The organism is Vicinamibacterales bacterium (assembly GCA_036504215.1).
GTDB lineage: Bacteria > Acidobacteriota > Vicinamibacteria > Vicinamibacterales > Fen-181 > FEN-299.
The window spans coordinates 1-13,978 of record DASXVO010000050.1 but is presented as its reverse complement, the minus strand read 5'-3'; the positions used below and the strand labels follow the sequence as shown (position 1 = coordinate 13,978).

Below are 13,978 nucleotides of genomic sequence, written 5' to 3'. Positions count from 1 at the left end.
GTGATCTTGCGGACGTCGTCCTCGGACAGATCCTTCACGCGGATGTCCGGACCCACGCCTGCTTCCTTGAGGATCACGTTCGACCGCGTGCGGCCGATGCCGAAGATGTAGGTCAGGCCGATCTCGATCCGCTTGGTCCGCGGAAGGTCAACCCCTGCGATACGTGCCATAGCTTGTTCCCTCGGCTAACCCTGTCTCTGCTTGTGCTTCTGGTTCGAGCAGATCACCCGCACGACACCGCGGCGGCGGACGATCTTGCACTTGTCACAGATTCGTTTGACGGACGCTCTGACTTTCATGACTCGTGATCCTCTCGCAGGCCGCGACCTGGCGCGTGCCGCCGCCCGAGACCGCATCGATGCCGCAGTGCGTGGTGGCGGGTCTGAAGCCCGCCGCTACTTGTACCGGTACGTGATCCGCCCCCGCGTCAGGTCGTACGGCGACAACTCGATGAGGACCCGGTCTCCCGTGAGGATGCGGATGAAGTTCTTTCGCATCTTGCCCGACACGTGAGCCAGTACCTGGTGCCTGTTCTCGAGTTCGACGCGGAACATCGCGTTCGGAAGCGACTCGAGCACCACGCCGGTTACTTCAATCGTGTCCTCTTTCGCCACCGGTTCTCCAGCCCCTCGGGGGTCTCGATGCCGACCGCCGCCAGCACGTCACCGAACCGATCGTCGTCGCGCGCCGTCATGACCAGTGGCCCGTCCGCCGTGACGGCCACCGTGTGTTCGAAATGCGCCGACAGGCTGTGATCCCGCGTCACGGCCGTCCAGCCGTCCTCGAGGATCCGCACACCAGGCCGTCCCAGGTTCACCATCGGTTCGATGGCCAGCACCATCCCTTCGGCCAGTCGCGGGCCTCGCCCGGCCGGACCGTAGTTGGGCACCTGGGGCTCCTCGTGCATCGCCGTCCCGATGCCGTGCCCGACGAACTCGCGCACGACCGAGCATCCGTGGGCCTCGACGTGCTCCTGCACCGCGTGTCCGATATCCGAGACCCTGCCGCCCGGCTTCACGTGCAGGATCGCCCGGTAGAGCGCTTCCTGGGTCACCCGCAGCAGCGTCATCGCACGGTCCGGCACGGACCCGACCGGCAACGTCACGGCTGAATCGCCGACGTACCCGTCCAGCACGGCGCCGACGTCGAGCGACACGATGTCGCCGTCCGCGAGGATCCGCGCCGCCGAGGGAATCCCGTGTATCACCTCGTCGTTGATCGAGATGCAGACCGACGCGGGATACCCATGGTAGCCCTTGAACGCCGGCGTGCCGCCCGCCACCCGGATCTTCGCCTCGGCCCGCGCGTCGAGGTCCAGCGTGCTCACGCCCGGCCGCACCGCATCGCGCAAGTCACTGAGCACTGCGGCCACCAGGTCGCAGGCGCCCCGCATCCGATCGAGTTCGGCGGGCGACTTGCAGACAATCATCGGTCAGGCCGCCCCAACCGCCGCATCCACCGCGGCCGCCACATCCGCAACGACACGCTCGAGCGCCTGCGCGCCGTTCACGCTCCGGAACGTCGGGCGCGACAGGTAGTAGGCCAGCAGCGGAAGGGTGTCGCGCGTGTAGACGCGCAACCGCTCCCGGATGACCTCCTCGCGATCGTCCGCGCGCTGGGTCAGCGCGCCGCCGCACGTGGTGCACTGCTTCGCCACGGGCTGCCCGGGCGTCTCTCGAAGGGGCGCCGCGACATCCGCGTTGGCCCCGCACTGGCCGCACACGCGGCGCGACGTCAGCCGCCGCACCAGTTCCTCGTCGGCCACCGCGATGTCCACGATCACCAGCGGGTCGCGGCCGGCCACGATCGCATCGAGCGCCACCGCCTGCGGCACCGTGCGCGGGAAGCCGTCGAGCACGAACCCCGACTGCGCGTCGGCCTTCGCCAGTCTCTCCTTCACGACGCCGACGATGATCTCGTCGCTGACGAGCTGCCCCTTCTCCATCACGGCCCTGGCGCGCAGGCCGATCTCCGTGCCCGCCGCCACTGCCTCGCGCAGCATGTCTCCCGTGGAGATGTGCGGGATGCGCCGCGCGACCGCCAGCCGTTTGGCCTGCGTGCCCTTGCCTGCGCCCGGGGGGCCGAGCATGACGAGGTTCAATGTCATATGTCGTCGCCGACGATACAGCGGCGGTTCCCGAACCGCCCGTACCGCCTGGCGCCTATCCGCGGCGCCCGCGCATCCGTGTCTTCTTCATGAATCCATCGTAGTGCCGCATGATCAGCTGCGATTCGACCTGCTGCACCGTGTCCATCGCGACACCAACCACGATCAGCAGCGACGTGCCGCCGAAGTAGAACTGGACGTTCATGCCTTCGGTGATGAACTTCGGCAGCACCGCGTCGAGTTTCTCGCCGATGAACGGAATCGGGGCCACCTTGAAGCCGGTGATCAGGAACTCCGGCAGGATCGCCACGAGCGCCAGGTAAATCGCGCCGGCGAGCGTGATCCTCGTCAGAATCGTGTCGATGTACTCGGCCGTCCGCTTGCCGGGCCGGATCCCCGGGATGAACCCGCCGTACTTCCGCATGTTCTCGGCGACGTCATCCGGATTGAAGATGATCGCCGTGTAGAAGTAGGCGAAGAAGATGATGCCGGTGACGTAGAAGACGTTGTAGAGCGGATAGCCGTAACTCAACTGCCGCGTGAGCGATTCCGCCCAGCCGCCGGGCGTCGACTTGAAGATGCCGAGAATCGTCGCCGGGAACGCCAGGATCGACGACGCGAAGATGACCGGGATGACGCCGCCGGTGTTCACCTTCAAGGGGATGTGCGTGCTCGACCCGCCGTACATCCGGCGTCCGACCACGCGCTTGGCGTACTGCACCATGACCCGCCGGTGTCCGCGTTCGACGAAGATGATCGCGGCCACCACGACCACCATCAGGACGACCAGCAGCAGCAGCCGAATGAGGCCCATCTGGCCCGTTCGCAACTGTTCGAAGGTGGCGATCACGGCGCGGGGCAGGCCGACGACGATCCCTGCGAAGATGATCAGGGACATGCCGTTGCCGATTCCGCGCTCGGTGATCTGTTCGCCCAGCCACATGATGAACGTGGTGCCCGTCGTCAGCGTGAGGACGGTCATCAGGCGGAATGCGAGGCCCGGGTTGTAGACGAGCGGCAGGCCACCCGCGATTTGCGTCTGGCGCTCGAGGTAGATCGCGATGCCCAGCGCCTGAACGACGCTGAGGAGAATCGTGCCGTAGCGCGTGTACTGCGTGATCTTCCGGCGGCCCAGTTCGCCTTCCTTCGACAGGCGCTCGAGGTACGGCCAGACGACCGTCAGCAACTGCAGGATGATCGACGCGCTGATGTACGGCATGATGCCGAGCGCGAAGATCGTGACCCGCGACAGGTTGCCGCCGGAGAACATGTCGTACAGACCGAACAGGTTGTTCTTCGCCTGTTCTGCGAGCAGCGCGAGCGCCGCCGTGTTCACGCCAGGCGTCGGGATGTGGTGTCCGACGCGGTAGACCCCAAGCAGCGCCAGCGTGAACAGCACACGCTTGCGAAGGTCGGGGACCGCAAAGATGTTCCTCAGGCTCTCAACCATAAACCTGGCTCTCGGCCCGGCTACCCGGGTCGTTCGGTGCGTTGCTAGACGGAGGGCGCGGTCTCGGCCGGAACGATCGGTTCGGCCGTACCGCCCGCCGCTGCGATCTTCTCAGCCGCCTTGCCGCTGAACTTGTGCGCACGAACCGTCAGCGCCTTCGCGATGTCGCCTCGTGCCAGCACCTTCACGAGCTGGTCGGCGTCCTTGATCAGCCCGCGCTCGACCAGCAGGTCGGGCGTCACCACGGTCCCCGCGTCGAAACGGGCCGCGAGGTCGTCGAGGTTGACCACGACGTATTCCACGCGGAACAGGTTGAAGAAGCCGCGCTTCGGCACGCGGCGGTGCAGCGGCATCTGGCCGCCTTCGAACCCGCGCTTGTGCTTGAAGCCCGAACGCGACTTCGCACCCTTCTCGCCGCGGCCGGCCGTCACGCCGGTACCAGAGCCCTGGCCGCGTCCGATGCGCTTCTTCGAGTGCTTGGCGCCCTTTGGCGGTTTGAGATTGCTGAGATCCATATCAGTCATCCCGAGAATTGAGGGTCGAGAAGTGAGAACTGAGAACTGAAACCCAAGAACTGCCAGGGCCGCCCCCACTGTCTTCTCGGTTCTCGATTCTCGCCTCTCGCTTCTGTCCTCGCTATACCACTTCCACCAGGTGCCGCACCTTCTGCAACATGCCCCGAACCTCCGGCGTGTCGGCCACTTCGATCGTGTGGCGGATTCGGCGGAGCCCGAGGCTGCGGACCACGTCACCCTGCTTCCTGTTGAAGCCGATGGTGGAGCGCACCTGCGTCACCTTCAGCGTCTTGCGAGCGGCGGTTGTCTTCTCACCCATGAGCGATCCTCACTTGCCGTGCCGGGTCTAGGCCTCGGTCGGCGGCGCAACCGGTGCTGCGGGTGCCGGTGCCGCGGCGGCCGCCGGACGGCCCGACAGTTCCTCGAGCGTCTTGCCCCGCATGCGGGCGATCGTCACCGGATCCTTGAGCGAAACCATTCCGGCGAAGGTGGCGCGGACGACGTTGTGCGCGTTGTCCGACCCGAGCGACTTGGTCACGATGTTGGTGATCCCGGCCGCCTCCACCACCGCGCGGACCGCTCCGCCGGCGATGATGCCGGTGCCATCGGGCGCCGGTTTGAGCAGCACGCTGCCCGCCCCGTAGTGACCGACGATCTCGTGCGGGACGGTCGTGCCGATGAGCGGCACGCGGATCAGCCCCTTCTTCGCGGCCTCGATCCCCTTCTTGATCGCCGACGGCACCTCGCGGGCCTTGCCCACGCCGAACCCGACAACGCCGTGTCCGTCACCCACGACGACCAGGGCGCTGAAGCTCAGGTTCTTGCCGCCCTTCACGACCTTGGTGACGCGGTTGATGGACACCACGGTGTCCTTCAGGTCGAGCTGCGCCGGATCGATCTTCTCGCGTGTTCGAATCATAATTCGATACCTGTCAGGAGGTCTGGCCTTCTCCTAGAACTCCAGCCCCGCCTTGCGCGCCGCTTCGGCGACCGCACGGACTCGTCCGTGATAGAGGAACCCGTTGCGGTCGAACACCACCCGTTTCAGGCCCTTGGCGATCAGCCGTTCGGCAATCGTCTGGCCGATCAACTGGGCGCCTGCGACGTTGCCGCCGCGCACCTTGTCGGTCATCTTGGCCTTGACGGCCGGCTCGACGGTCGAGGCGGCCACGAGGGTCTGCCCCGTCGCGTCGTCCACCGCCTGAATATAGATGTGGGCCACGCTGCGGAACACCGTGAGGCGCGGCCGCGCGGCCGACCCGACGATCCGCTTGCGGAGGCGCAGCTTGATGCGGTCGCGGCGATCTTCCTTCGTCCGGATTCTCATATCGTCTGCTCAGTGTCTTCACGGGACCAGTCCGGCCCCGAGGTCCTCACCGCGGACGGCCGGGCCGTCCGCGCGGCTCTGGGCTCCGGGCTCAGGGCCCAGGCGGCACAACCCGCGCTGGACCTCGAGTCGCGAGCCTCGAGCCATGTTGCTAGGCCCCTGTCTTCCCAACCTTCTTCTTCAACACCTCGCCGGTGTAGCGGACGCCCTTCTGCTTGTACGGGTCGGGCTTGCGCATCCGGCGGATGTCGGCGGCCACCTGCCCCACGAGCTGGCGGTCGATGCCGCTCACCGTGATGTGCGTCTGCTTCTCGACGGCGACGTCGATCCCCTGCGGGACGTCCATCACGATCGGATGGGAGTACCCCAGCGCGAATACCACCTGGCGTCCCTTGACCTCCGCGCGGTAGCCGATGCCGACGATGTCGAGCTCGCGCTTGAAGCCCTCGGTCACGCCGGTGACGGCGTTGGCCACGAGGCTCCGGCCCAGGCCGTGGAACTTGCCCAGTTCGCGGTCCTCGCGCACCGTCTTGGCGAGCAACTGCCCGTCCTGGACCTCGAACGTGATGCCGGGCGGGAACATCTGGCGCAGCTTGCCCTTCGGCCCCTGCACTTCGACCGCGTCGGCCGCCACGTGGATGGTGACGCCCTTCGGGATCGGAATCGGTTTCTTTCCAATACGCGACATGGTTGATTCTCGGTAGCGGCGCAACGTGTTGCGCCGCTACGGTTGTCCGGATCCGACTGGGTCGGGTCGGTTGCGCGCAGGACCGGCGATCACCGGGCCGCGCAGCCGTCAGTTCCTACCACACGTTGCAGAGCACCTCGCCGCCGATGCCCGCCTTGTTCGCATCGCGGCCCGTCATCAACCCACGCGACGTCGTCAGGATGCTGATGCCGAGGCCGGCCAGGACCGGCGGCACCTCGTCGTGGCCGAAATAGACGCGGCGGCCGGGACGGCTGATGCGCTCGATCCCGGTGATGACGCGCTCTCCGCGCGATCCGTACTTCAGGAAGACGCGCACGAACTTCTGGGGAGTGCGCGCGCCCTCCGGGGTCTCCTCCACGAGCTTGAAGCCCTGGACGTAGCCCTCGTTCTGGAGGATCCGCGCGATCTCGACCTTCAGCTTCGACGCCGGGATGTCGACGCGCGGCCGCTTGGCCTGGACGGCGTTGCGAATGCGCGTGAGCATGTCAGCAATCGGATCAGTCATAACTCGTGAACCTTGTCGTTCTCCCGGGTGGTCCGCTCTCGCGAACAGTTCGGGGTTTCGGCGTTTTACCAGCTGCTCTTGATGACGCCCGTGATGTCACCTTCGAGCGCCAGCTTACGGAAGCAGAGACGGCAGAGCGCGAACTTCCGGATGTAGCCCCGGGGACGTCCACACAGCCGGCACCGGTGCCGCAGCCGGATCTTGTACTTCGGCGTCTTCAGCTCTTTGACTTTCTTCGCGGTCGTGGCCATTGGTCGAATCCTATGAAGTCCTGAACGGCATCCCGAGGAGCTGGAGCAGACGGCGTGCTTCCTCGTCGGTCTTGGCCGTCGTCACCACCGAGACGTTCATCCCGCGGGCCTTGTCGACCTTCATGTAGTCGATTTCGGGGAAGAGCAGCTGGTCACGCAGGCCGAGCGTGTAATTGCCGCGGCCGTCGAAGCCCTTCGTGGAGACGCCCTTGAAATCGCGCACGCGCGGCAGTGCGATGTTCAGCAGCCGGTCGAGGAACTCGTACATCCGTTCCCCGCGCAGCGTGACCATCGTTCCGACCGGCATGCCCTTGCGGACCTTGAAGGCCGCGATCGACTTCTTCGCGCGGGTCGTGACGGGCCGCTGGCCCGTGACGCGGCCGAGCTCGTCGGCTCCCGTGTCGATCAGCTTCACGTTTTGCGTCGCCTCGCCCAGGCCCATGTTCACCACGACCTTCTCGAGCTTCGGGATGGCCATGACGTTCTTGTAGCCGAACTCCTTCTGGAGGCCTGGCACGACGTCCTTGAGGTAGCGTTCCTTCAACCGGCTCATTTGTCCACCACTCCCTCGCACTTGCGGCAGAACCGGACCTTGCGGCCGTCCCCGAGCACGCGGCGACCGATCCGTGTCGGCTTGCCGCACTCGGGGCACACCAGCTGCACGTTCGACGCATGAAGCGCCGCCTCGCGCTTGGCGATGCCACCCTTCACGTTCTTTCCCGGGTTGGGCTTCGTGTGCCGGCTGATGAAGTTCACGCCCTCGACGACGAGACGGTTGGCGGAGGCCTCGACCTTGAGCACGCGGCCCCGCTTGCCGCGGTCCTTGCCCGTCGTCACCACGACGTTGTCGTTCTTCCGGATCGGCGTTTCCAGACGTGACATCACAGCACCTCGGGCGCGAGCGAGATGATCTTCATGAACTTGCGTTCGCGCAGCTCGCGGGCGACGGGACCGAACACACGCGTCCCGACCGGTTCGTTCTGGTCGTTGATCAGCACCGCGGCGTTCCGGTCGAAGCGGATGTAGCTGCCATCCTTCCGGCGCTGCTCCTTCCGCGTCCGCACGATGACCGCCTTCACGACGGAGCCCTTCTTCACGGCGGAGTCGGGCTGCGCCTCCTTGACCGACGCCGTGACGATGTCGCCCAGGCGCGCGTAGCGTCCGGTCGAACCGCCGAGCGGGTTGATCACCGCGATCTTGCGGGCGCCGGAGTTGTCGGCAACATCGAGGACCGACTGCATCTGGATCATGAGGCACCTCCCTCACCCTTGGCGGCCACCTGCGCCTCGGCCTCACGTGCCTTCGCATCGGCGGCGCGGCGGACGACGCGAACCACCACCCAGCGCTTGCGGCGGCTCATCGGGCGCCCTTCCGAGATCTCGACGAGGTCGCCGACCTTCGCGACGTTTCCCTCGTTGTGGGCGAGGAACGTCGAGGTCCGGCGCTGGATCTTCCCGTACAACGGGTGGCGCACCTGGCGTTCGACCGCGACCACCACGCTCTTGTCCATCTTGTCGCTGGTCACCACACCTTGAACGCGTGCTTTGTCAGCCATCGTCCTAGCTCCTGCCCGCCACGGCGGTCTTCTCGCGGAGCACCGTCTTCACGCGCGCCAGGTCGCGACGGATCTCTCGCAACTTCAACGGCACGTCGAGGTGTCCCATGGCCTTCTGGATCCGCAACCGGAAGAGCTGATCGTTCAGATCGCGCTCGCGGTTCCTCAGGTCGTCTTCGTTCAGTTCGCGCAGCTCGTGAGCGCTCGTCATGACACTGCCTCCTGGGCGAAGCGCGTCGCGAACCGGGTCTTGATCGGAAGCTTGGCGGCGGCCAGGCGCATCGCCTGCTTCGCCTCCAACTCGGTCACCCCTTCCATCTCGAAGAGGATCTTGCCCGGCCGGACCACGGCTACCCATTCCTCGGGTGCGCCCTTGCCCTTGCCCATGCGGGTTTCCTGCGGCTTCTTGGTGATCGGCTTGTCAGGGAACACCCGCACCCAGATCTTGCCGCCGCGCTTGATGGCTCGGGTCATCGCGACACGGGCCGCCTCTATCTGCCGCGCCGTCATCCAGCAGGGCTCCATCGCCTTCAGCCCGTAGTCGCCGAACGACACGTCGGACCCGCGCCAGGCCTTGCCGGCCATGCGACCGCGCTGCTGCTTGCGGTACTTGACTTTCTTCGGCATCAACATAGGGAACCTTCTTACCGGCTCTCGGCACTAGGCTCTCGGCTCTGGCACGTCGTCGGTCGAACGCCCAGCGCCCGGAGTCCAGGGCCATCCGGCGTCAGCTACCGCCCTTCGCCCCGTGGCTGCCGGCGCGGCACCCGATAATCTTCGTCACGCCCCACGCGCGGCTCGATCCGCTCGCCCTTGTTGAGCCACGTCTTCACGCCAATCAGGCCGTACGTCGTGTGGGCCTCGGCGAAGCCGTAGTCGATGTCGGCCCGGAGCGTCTGCAGCGGCAGTTGGCCGTGCAGGTACCACTCGGAGCGGGCGATCTCGGCGCCGTTCAGGCGGCCAGACACGCGCACCTTGATTCCGCGGGCACCGAAGCGCAGCGCCGACTCGACGGCCTTGCGCATCGCCCGACGGAACGCCACGCGCTTCTCGAGCTGCATCGCCACCGATTCGGCGATGAGCTGCGCATCCAGTTCTGGTTTCTGGATTTCCTGGATGTTGATGAACACCTCGCGGTTGGTCCGGCGCTTGACCTCTTCCTTCAGCTTGTCGACCTCCGCCCCCTTGCGCCCGATGATGATGCCGGGCCGCGAGGTGTGGATGTCGATCTTCAGCTTGTTGGCCGCGCGTTCGATCTCGATGCGCGAGACGCCCGCGTGCGCGAACCGCCGCTTGAGCTCGTTCCTGAGCGCCAGGTCCTCATGCAGCAGCTTCGCGTAGTCGCGATCGGAGTACCACCGCGACCGCCACGTCTTGTTGAAGCCGAGCCGGAATCCGTACGGGTGAACCTTCTGACCCACGAGACGCTCCTCGTTTCATCGGTCGGCGGGCCCGAAGACCCGCCCTACATTACTGGAGCGGAAGGCAGCGGGCGCAGGCGGCTCGTCGTCCGCCCCCTCGCCATCCCGCCTCTCCGCCTACTTCCGAAGACCCGCGCTACTTGGTTGCCGCTGCCTTCTTCGTCGCCCGGCGCTTCGGCGCGGCCGCGGCCGGCTCGCCGATCTTCTGCGCCTTCTCGGACACCTGCACCGTGAGGTGCGCCGTCCGCTTCACGACCCGGAACGCGCGTCCCATTGGAGCCGGGCGGATCCGCTTCATCGAAGGCCCCTGGTCCGCGTAGCACGCCGACACGATCAACCGGTCGACGTCGCCGCTGAACCCTTCCTTCTGCTGGGCGTTCGCAATCGCGGACCGCAGCACCTTGCTGATGTCACGCGCCACGTGCTTGCGCGAGTACTGCAGCAGCGCCAGCGCCTTGTTGACCTCGTGTCCCCGGATGAGGTCCAGCACCAGACCCGCCTTCTGCGCCGAGGTGCGGATGTATCTCGCTGTTGCCTGTGCCTGGATCATGATGCGCTACCCCCGGCAGGCTTCGTGGCCGCCGCCGGAGCGGGTCCTGCCGCCGGAGCCGCCGCTGCGGCCTTCTCGCTCTTTGTCGTGTGGCCCTTGAACGTGCGCGTCGGTGCGAACTCGCCGAGCTTGTGGCCGACCATGTTCTCGGTCACGTACACCGGCACGAACTTCCTGCCGTTGTGCACGGCCAGCGTGTGGCCGACCATTTCCGGCACGATGGTCGAGCGGCGCGACCACGTCTTGATGACCTTCTTGTCGCCGCCCCGGTTCATCGCCTCGACCTTCTCGAGCAGCGGCGTGTCGATGAACGGGCCCTTCTTGAGTGATCTGCTCATAATTCTCTTCCGCGGGTGGTGGCCGCCGGCTGGCAGCGGTTCGCGAACCGCGCCTACTTCGGCCGTCTCTGCACGATGAACTGGTCTGTCACCTTCCGGTTCCGCGTCTTGTAACCCTTGGTCGGCATGCCCCACGGCGTCACCGGGTGACGGCCGCCCGAGGTCTTGCCCTCGCCACCACCGAGCGGGTGGTCCACAGGGTTCATCGCGACGCCGCGCACGTGCGGCCGCTTCCCGAGCCACCGGCTGCGTCCCGCCTTGCCGTAGGAGACGTTCTCGTGGTCGAGATTGCCCACCTGCCCGATCGTCGCCAGGCACTCCGTGTTGATCTTGCGGAGTTCGCCCGACGGCATCTTCACCGTGGCGTACTCCCCTTCCTTCGCGATCAACTGCACCGCCGACCCGGCCCCGCGCGCCACCTGCCCGCCGCGTCCCGGACGCAACTCGACGTTGTGGATCATCGTGCCGAGCGGGATGTTCTTCAGCGGCAACGCGTTCCCGGGCAGGATGTCCACGTTCGCGCCCGCCACGATCGTGTCCCCGACCTTCAGGCCATTCGGCTGGAGGATGTAGCGCTTGTCGCCGTCGGCGTACTGAACCAGCGCGATCCGCGACGACCGGTTCGGGTCGTATTCAACCGTGATGACCTTCCCGGGGATATCGCGCTTGTCGCGCTTGAAGTCGATCACCCGGTACATGCGCTTGTGGCCGCCGCCGCGCCACCAGGACGTCAATTCGCCCCGGTTGTTGCGGCCGCCCGACTTGCGAAGCGGCTCGGTCAGGGGCTTGTGCGGCGTATCGGTCGTGATCTCGTCGAAGACGTGAACCGTCTGGAACCGCCGCCCCGCCGACGTGGGTTTGTATGTGCGAATGGGCATACACCTGATCCTTCCCAACGGAGAACGAAGAACGGAAAACGGAGAATCCCCACCGTGCACCGGAGAGCGTCGCGGTCGTTGCCGCCTGTCACGTTCTCCGCTCTGCGCTTCCCGTTACTGCGTCAGTTCTCCCTACGCCCCTTCCAGGAACTCGGGCATCTTCTGGCCTTCGCGCAGCCGCACGTAGGCTTTCTTCCAGTCGGAACGGCGCCCGGAGAATCGGCCCTGGCGCTTCACCTTCCCGTGCACGAGCGTGGTGCGCACGCTCTCGACTTTCGAGCCGAGCAGTTTCTCGATCGCCTGCTTGACTTCGATCTTGGTCGCGTCGGACGCCACCTGGAACACGATCGTCCGGCCGTCTTCCCGCTGGATCGTCGTCTTCTCGGTGATGAGCGGCCGCCGGATGACGTCAGTGAGTTTCATGGTCGCCTACCCCAGCACTTCCTGCAGCCGCTCGAGGGCCGCACGGGTCATCACGATCCGCCCGCCGTCCGCCAGGTCGCGAGCCGTCAGGCGGTTGGTCTCGACGGGCCGGACGCCCTCGATGTTGCGGATCGCGAGCGCCAGCTTGTCGTCGACCTTCATGTCCACGATGAGGCCCTTGGTGGTCACACCGAGGCGCTTGAGCATCTCGGCGGCAGCCTTCGTCTTGGTGGTCTCCAGCACCAACTGGTCGACAACGACGAGGCCCTGGTCGGCCAGCCGGGCCGCCAGCGCGGCGCGCAGCGCACCGCGCTCGACCTTCCTCGGCACGCGATAGTCGTAGCTGCGCGGCTGCGGCCCGAACACGGTGCCGCCCTTCCGCCACAGCGGGTTCCGCGCCTCGCCGACGCGCGCGCGGCCGGTGCCCTTCTGACGCCACGGCTTCTTCCCCGTGCCGCTGACGGCCCCACGGGTCTTGGTCTTGTGCGTCCCACGCCGCTCGGCGGCGTTGGCGTGCACCACCGACTCCCACACCAGGTGGGACGCGATGCGCCCGCCGAACAGCTCGTCGCTCAGCTCGAGCGTGTCGACCTTCTCGTTCTGACTGTTGACGACGTCCAGGTTCATGGCTCTCGCTCGCTACTTCTTGCCCTTCGGCTTCTCGACCTGGGGCACGCGCACCGGCTTGGCCGCCACGGCCTTCCGGATGATCAAGTACCCGTCGTCAGCGCCCGGCACCGAGCCGAGCACCATCAGCAGGTGGTTCTCCGCGTCGACGCGCGCGACGCGGAGGTTCCGAGTCGTCACGCGTTCGCTGCCCATGTGCCCGGCAGCCTTCATCCCCTTGATGACGCGCGAAGGATAGGACGAGGCGCCGATCGACCCGGGCGCCCGGTGGAACATGGAGCCGTGCGTCGCCGCACCGCCCCGGAAGTTGTGGCGCTTCATGACGCCCTGGAAGCCATGGCCGCGGCTCGTGCCCACCACGTCCACCCGGTCGCCGGCGTTGAACAGCGAGACCAGCACCTGGTCGCCCGCCTTCAGGGGATCGCCGCCGGGCGCAATCTTGACCTCGCGACGGACGCGGGTCGGAGGCACGTTGGCCTTCTTGTAGTGTCCGGCCAGCGCCTTGGTCGCCTTGGCGGGACGGGCCTCGACGAGGCCAAGCTGCACGGCTTCATAACCGTCGCTCTTGGCGGTCTTCGCCTGGACGACCACGCACGGGCCGGCCTTGATGACGGTCACGGGCTGCACGGTGCCGTCGTCACCGAACAACTGCGTCATCCCGACCTTCTTGCCGATGATTCCTGTAACCATAGTCAATCTCAGGGACCGGGGAGCAGGGGCCAGAGGGCAGGGGTCAGGGCTGTCTTCCCTGATCCCCGTTCCCCGAAACCCTGGTCCCTGCCCGTTACTTCCGACTGTCCTTGCCGAACGCCTTGATCTCGACGTCCACGCCCGCGGGCAGGTCGAGCTTCATCAGGGCGTCCACGGTCTGCGAGGTCGGCTCGAAGATGTCGATCAGCCGCTTGTGCGTGCGGATCTCGAACTGCTCGCGTGACTTCTTGTCGACGTGCGGCGAACGGAGCACCGTCCACTTGTTCTTCTCGGTCGGCAGCGGAATCGGGCCCGCCAGGCGCGCCCCGGTGTGCTTGGCCGTGTTCACGATTTCCGCAGTGGACTGGTCGAGCACCCGGGCGTCGTACGCCTTGAGGCGGATGCGGATCTTGTCGCCGAATTGTGTTGACATAGCGTTCACCGCAGGGGCGGTTCGCGAACCGCCCGTACTACGTCCCTATTCCAGGATCTCCGTCACCGTGCCCGCGCCCACCGTGCGTCCGCCTTCGCGGATGGCGAACTTCGAGCCCTTCTCGATCGCGACCGGCGTGATCAGTTCCGCCCGGATGCTCGTGCTGTCGCCCGGCATCACCATCTCCACGCCCTCCGGC

The 13,978-nt window shown here is 66.5% G+C and carries 26 protein-coding genes and 2 pseudogenes; all 28 read right to left on the bottom strand.

Annotation, left to right across the window (positions count from 1 at the left end; translation table 11 throughout):
- On the bottom strand, positions 1 to 170 hold a 170-nt coding region (rpsM, locus tag VGK32_14540; GenBank protein HEY3382989.1), incomplete at its 3' end, for a 30S ribosomal protein S13.
- A 15-nt stretch (positions 171 to 185) separates the two neighbouring features.
- Positions 186 to 299 carry a 50S ribosomal protein L36 gene (rpmJ, locus tag VGK32_14535; protein HEY3382988.1) on the bottom strand — a complete coding sequence of 38 codons (114 nt, stop codon included), beginning with the start codon at positions 297 to 299 and terminating at the stop codon, positions 186 to 188.
- Positions 300 to 395: 96 nt separating this feature from the next.
- Complete coding sequence (gene infA / locus VGK32_14530) at positions 396 to 614, bottom strand: translation initiation factor IF-1 (protein ID HEY3382987.1); 219 nt, start codon at positions 612 to 614, stop codon at positions 396 to 398.
- Positions 587 to 1,429, bottom strand: coding sequence for a type I methionyl aminopeptidase (gene map, locus VGK32_14525; GenBank protein HEY3382986.1), 843 nt, complete (start codon positions 1,427 to 1,429; stop codon positions 587 to 589). Before map ends, infA begins: the two co-directional genes overlap by 28 nt.
- A 3-nt stretch (positions 1,430 to 1,432) precedes the next feature.
- Positions 1,433 to 2,107, bottom strand: a complete 675-nt coding sequence (locus tag VGK32_14520; GenBank protein HEY3382985.1) for an adenylate kinase — start codon at positions 2,105 to 2,107, stop codon at positions 1,433 to 1,435.
- Positions 2,108 to 2,162: 55 nt separating this feature from the next.
- Positions 2,163 to 3,557: a preprotein translocase subunit SecY gene (gene secY, locus VGK32_14515; protein HEY3382984.1), complete on the bottom strand. Its 1,395-nt coding sequence runs from the start codon at positions 3,555 to 3,557 to the stop codon at positions 2,163 to 2,165.
- Positions 3,558 to 3,601: 44 nt separating this feature from the next.
- Entirely contained in the window at positions 3,602 to 4,072 is a 471-nt protein-coding gene (gene rplO, locus VGK32_14510; GenBank protein HEY3382983.1) for a 50S ribosomal protein L15, read from the bottom strand.
- 121 nt (positions 4,073 to 4,193) lie between these two features.
- Entirely contained in the window at positions 4,194 to 4,391 is a 198-nt protein-coding gene (gene rpmD / locus VGK32_14505; GenBank protein ID HEY3382982.1) for a 50S ribosomal protein L30, read from the bottom strand.
- Positions 4,392 to 4,481: 90 nt separating this feature from the next.
- A pseudogene (rpsE, locus tag VGK32_14500) lies at positions 4,482 to 4,991 on the bottom strand (30S ribosomal protein S5).
- A gap of 33 nt (positions 4,992 to 5,024) precedes the next feature.
- Positions 5,025 to 5,399, bottom strand: a complete 375-nt coding sequence (gene rplR / locus VGK32_14495) for a 50S ribosomal protein L18 (GenBank protein HEY3382981.1) — start codon at positions 5,397 to 5,399, stop codon at positions 5,025 to 5,027.
- Between the two features lie 151 nt (positions 5,400 to 5,550).
- Entirely contained in the window at positions 5,551 to 6,087 is a 537-nt protein-coding gene (gene rplF, locus VGK32_14490; GenBank protein ID HEY3382980.1) for a 50S ribosomal protein L6, read from the bottom strand.
- Between the two features lie 115 nt (positions 6,088 to 6,202).
- Positions 6,203 to 6,613 (bottom strand): 30S ribosomal protein S8, encoded by a 411-nt coding sequence (rpsH, locus tag VGK32_14485; protein ID HEY3382979.1) that lies wholly within the window; start codon positions 6,611 to 6,613, stop codon positions 6,203 to 6,205.
- A gap of 65 nt (positions 6,614 to 6,678) precedes the next feature.
- Complete coding sequence (locus VGK32_14480) at positions 6,679 to 6,864, bottom strand: type Z 30S ribosomal protein S14 (protein ID HEY3382978.1); 186 nt, start codon at positions 6,862 to 6,864, stop codon at positions 6,679 to 6,681.
- A gap of 10 nt (positions 6,865 to 6,874) precedes the next feature.
- On the bottom strand, positions 6,875 to 7,417 hold the full coding sequence (rplE, locus tag VGK32_14475; protein HEY3382977.1) for a 50S ribosomal protein L5: 543 nt from the start codon (positions 7,415 to 7,417) through the stop codon (positions 6,875 to 6,877).
- Positions 7,414 to 7,746, bottom strand: a complete 333-nt coding sequence (gene rplX, locus VGK32_14470) for a 50S ribosomal protein L24 (protein HEY3382976.1) — start codon at positions 7,744 to 7,746, stop codon at positions 7,414 to 7,416. Before rplX ends, rplE begins: the two co-directional genes overlap by 4 nt.
- Positions 7,746 to 8,114, bottom strand: a complete 369-nt coding sequence (rplN, locus tag VGK32_14465; protein ID HEY3382975.1) for a 50S ribosomal protein L14 — start codon at positions 8,112 to 8,114, stop codon at positions 7,746 to 7,748. Before rplN ends, rplX begins: the two co-directional genes overlap by 1 nt.
- Positions 8,111 to 8,419, bottom strand: coding sequence for a 30S ribosomal protein S17 (gene rpsQ / locus VGK32_14460; GenBank protein ID HEY3382974.1), 309 nt, complete (start codon positions 8,417 to 8,419; stop codon positions 8,111 to 8,113). The genes rplN and rpsQ overlap by 4 nt, the downstream gene beginning before the upstream one ends.
- Positions 8,420 to 8,423: 4 nt before the next feature.
- Positions 8,424 to 8,630 (bottom strand): 50S ribosomal protein L29, encoded by a 207-nt coding sequence (rpmC, locus tag VGK32_14455; GenBank protein ID HEY3382973.1) that lies wholly within the window; start codon positions 8,628 to 8,630, stop codon positions 8,424 to 8,426.
- Entirely contained in the window at positions 8,627 to 9,052 is a 426-nt protein-coding gene (rplP, locus tag VGK32_14450) for a 50S ribosomal protein L16 (GenBank protein ID HEY3382972.1), read from the bottom strand. Before rplP ends, rpmC begins: the two co-directional genes overlap by 4 nt.
- 98 nt (positions 9,053 to 9,150) lie before the next feature.
- On the bottom strand, positions 9,151 to 9,840 hold the full coding sequence (rpsC, locus tag VGK32_14445) for a 30S ribosomal protein S3 (GenBank protein HEY3382971.1): 690 nt from the start codon (positions 9,838 to 9,840) through the stop codon (positions 9,151 to 9,153).
- Between the two features lie 211 nt (positions 9,841 to 10,051).
- Positions 10,052 to 10,390: pseudogene (gene rplV / locus VGK32_14440) on the bottom strand (50S ribosomal protein L22).
- Positions 10,387 to 10,728 carry a 30S ribosomal protein S19 gene (gene rpsS / locus VGK32_14435; GenBank protein ID HEY3382970.1) on the bottom strand — a complete coding sequence of 114 codons (342 nt, stop codon included), beginning with the start codon at positions 10,726 to 10,728 and terminating at the stop codon, positions 10,387 to 10,389. Before rpsS ends, rplV begins: the two are co-directional and overlap by 4 nt.
- A gap of 53 nt (positions 10,729 to 10,781) precedes the next feature.
- Positions 10,782 to 11,606, bottom strand: a complete 825-nt coding sequence (gene rplB / locus VGK32_14430; GenBank protein ID HEY3382969.1) for a 50S ribosomal protein L2 — start codon at positions 11,604 to 11,606, stop codon at positions 10,782 to 10,784.
- Between the two features lie 132 nt (positions 11,607 to 11,738).
- Positions 11,739 to 12,029, bottom strand: a complete 291-nt coding sequence (locus VGK32_14425; protein ID HEY3382968.1) for a 50S ribosomal protein L23 — start codon at positions 12,027 to 12,029, stop codon at positions 11,739 to 11,741.
- A gap of 6 nt (positions 12,030 to 12,035) precedes the next feature.
- Positions 12,036 to 12,656 (bottom strand): 50S ribosomal protein L4, encoded by a 621-nt coding sequence (gene rplD / locus VGK32_14420; protein HEY3382967.1) that lies wholly within the window; start codon positions 12,654 to 12,656, stop codon positions 12,036 to 12,038.
- 12 nt (positions 12,657 to 12,668) lie between these two features.
- Positions 12,669 to 13,346, bottom strand: a complete 678-nt coding sequence (gene rplC / locus VGK32_14415; protein HEY3382966.1) for a 50S ribosomal protein L3 — start codon at positions 13,344 to 13,346, stop codon at positions 12,669 to 12,671.
- A 94-nt stretch (positions 13,347 to 13,440) separates the two neighbouring features.
- Positions 13,441 to 13,779, bottom strand: a complete 339-nt coding sequence (gene rpsJ, locus VGK32_14410; protein ID HEY3382965.1) for a 30S ribosomal protein S10 — start codon at positions 13,777 to 13,779, stop codon at positions 13,441 to 13,443.
- A gap of 45 nt (positions 13,780 to 13,824) precedes the next feature.
- On the bottom strand, positions 13,825 to 13,978 hold a 154-nt coding region (tuf, locus tag VGK32_14405), incomplete at its 5' end, for an elongation factor Tu (GenBank protein ID HEY3382964.1).

What these genes read in the sequence shown, in the direction of transcription:
- rpmJ (HEY3382988.1), bottom strand. Translation starts at nt 299, where the DNA reads ATGAAAGTCAGAGCGTCCGTCAAACGAATCTGTGACAAGTGCAAGATC.
- map (HEY3382986.1), bottom strand. Translation starts at nt 1,429, where the DNA reads ATGATTGTCTGCAAGTCGCCCGCCGAACTCGATCGGATGCGGGGCGCC.
- VGK32_14520 (HEY3382985.1), bottom strand. Translation starts at nt 2,107, where the DNA reads ATGACATTGAACCTCGTCATGCTCGGCCCCCCGGGCGCAGGCAAGGGC.
- secY (HEY3382984.1), bottom strand. Translation starts at nt 3,557, where the DNA reads ATGGTTGAGAGCCTGAGGAACATCTTTGCGGTCCCCGACCTTCGCAAG.
- rplO (HEY3382983.1), bottom strand. Translation starts at nt 4,072, where the DNA reads ATGGATCTCAGCAATCTCAAACCGCCAAAGGGCGCCAAGCACTCGAAG.
- rpmD (HEY3382982.1), bottom strand. Translation starts at nt 4,391, where the DNA reads ATGGGTGAGAAGACAACCGCCGCTCGCAAGACGCTGAAGGTGACGCAG.
- rplR (HEY3382981.1), bottom strand. Translation starts at nt 5,399, where the DNA reads ATGAGAATCCGGACGAAGGAAGATCGCCGCGACCGCATCAAGCTGCGC.
- rplF (HEY3382980.1), bottom strand. Translation starts at nt 6,087, where the DNA reads ATGTCGCGTATTGGAAAGAAACCGATTCCGATCCCGAAGGGCGTCACC.
- rpsH (HEY3382979.1), bottom strand. Translation starts at nt 6,613, where the DNA reads ATGACTGATCCGATTGCTGACATGCTCACGCGCATTCGCAACGCCGTC.
- VGK32_14480 (HEY3382978.1), bottom strand. Translation starts at nt 6,864, where the DNA reads ATGGCCACGACCGCGAAGAAAGTCAAAGAGCTGAAGACGCCGAAGTAC.
- rplE (HEY3382977.1), bottom strand. Translation starts at nt 7,417, where the DNA reads ATGAGCCGGTTGAAGGAACGCTACCTCAAGGACGTCGTGCCAGGCCTC.
- rplX (HEY3382976.1), bottom strand. Translation starts at nt 7,746, where the DNA reads ATGTCACGTCTGGAAACGCCGATCCGGAAGAACGACAACGTCGTGGTG.
- rplN (HEY3382975.1), bottom strand. Translation starts at nt 8,114, where the DNA reads ATGATCCAGATGCAGTCGGTCCTCGATGTTGCCGACAACTCCGGCGCC.
- rpsQ (HEY3382974.1), bottom strand. Translation starts at nt 8,419, where the DNA reads ATGGCTGACAAAGCACGCGTTCAAGGTGTGGTGACCAGCGACAAGATG.
- rpmC (HEY3382973.1), bottom strand. Translation starts at nt 8,630, where the DNA reads ATGACGAGCGCTCACGAGCTGCGCGAACTGAACGAAGACGACCTGAGG.
- rplP (HEY3382972.1), bottom strand. Translation starts at nt 9,052, where the DNA reads ATGTTGATGCCGAAGAAAGTCAAGTACCGCAAGCAGCAGCGCGGTCGC.
- rpsS (HEY3382970.1), bottom strand. Translation starts at nt 10,728, where the DNA reads ATGAGCAGATCACTCAAGAAGGGCCCGTTCATCGACACGCCGCTGCTC.
- rplB (HEY3382969.1), bottom strand. Translation starts at nt 11,606, where the DNA reads ATGCCCATTCGCACATACAAACCCACGTCGGCGGGGCGGCGGTTCCAG.
- VGK32_14425 (HEY3382968.1), bottom strand. Translation starts at nt 12,029, where the DNA reads ATGAAACTCACTGACGTCATCCGGCGGCCGCTCATCACCGAGAAGACG.
- rplD (HEY3382967.1), bottom strand. Translation starts at nt 12,656, where the DNA reads ATGAACCTGGACGTCGTCAACAGTCAGAACGAGAAGGTCGACACGCTC.
- rplC (HEY3382966.1), bottom strand. Translation starts at nt 13,346, where the DNA reads ATGGTTACAGGAATCATCGGCAAGAAGGTCGGGATGACGCAGTTGTTC.
- rpsJ (HEY3382965.1), bottom strand. Translation starts at nt 13,779, where the DNA reads ATGTCAACACAATTCGGCGACAAGATCCGCATCCGCCTCAAGGCGTAC.